Source organism: Pseudomonas sp. MD195_PC81_125 (genome assembly GCF_014060985.1).
GTDB lineage: Bacteria > Pseudomonadota > Gammaproteobacteria > Pseudomonadales > Pseudomonadaceae > Aquipseudomonas > Aquipseudomonas parakoreensis.
The window spans coordinates 1-844 of record NZ_JABULD010001025.1 but is presented as its reverse complement, the minus strand read 5'-3'; the positions used below and the strand labels follow the sequence as shown (position 1 = coordinate 844).

Here is an 844-nt window from a genome sequence, read left to right as displayed (position 1 = left end):
CAGTCAGTGTTACCTAACCTTCAACCTGCCCATTGGATAGATCGCCCGGTTTCGGTTCTATTCCCAGCGACTAGACGCCCTATTAAGACTCGCTTTCGCTACGCCTCCCCTATTCGGTTAAGCTCGCCACTGAAAATAAGTCGCTGACCCATTATACAAAAGGTACGCAGTCACAGAACAAAGTCTGCTCCCACTGCTTGTACGCATACGGTTTCAGGATCTATTTCACTCCCCTCTCCGGGGTTCTTTTCTGCCTTTCCCTCACGGTACTAGTTCACTATCGGTCAGTCAGTAGTATTTAGCCTTGGAGGATGGTCCCCCCATATTCAGACAAAGTTTCTCGTGCTCCGTCCTACTCGATTTCATGACTAAGAGACTTTCGCGTACAGGGCTATCACCCACTATGGCCGCACTTTCCAGAGCGTTCCGCTAATCTCAAAGCCACTTAAGGGCTAGTCCCCGTTCGCTCGCCACTACTAAGGGAATCTCGGTTGATTTCTTTTCCTCAGGGTACTTAGATGTTTCAGTTCCCCTGGTTCGCCTCTTGCACCTATGTATTCAGTACAAGATAACCATCTTGTGATGGCTGGGTTCCCCCATTCAGACATCTCCGGATCAAAGTCTGTTTGCCGACTCCCCGAAGCTTTTCGCAGGCTACCACTCTTCTATCGCCTCTGACTGCCAAGGCATCCACCGTATGCGCTTCTTCACTTGACCATATAACCCCAAGCAATCTGGTTATACTGTGAAGACGACATTCGCCGAAAATTCGCAAAACTCTTAAGAGTCACTCACAAATTTTACCTTAGCCTGATCGTTACCAGTGAAAGTAACGTTCAGTCTA

1 rRNA gene is annotated in these 844 nt (G+C 48.6%); it reads right to left on the bottom strand.

What is annotated here, in order from left to right:
- Window positions 1-717: ribosomal RNA gene (locus HT737_RS30975) — 23S ribosomal RNA — on the bottom strand; the annotation flags it as partial.
- Window positions 718-844 lie beyond the last annotated feature (127 nt).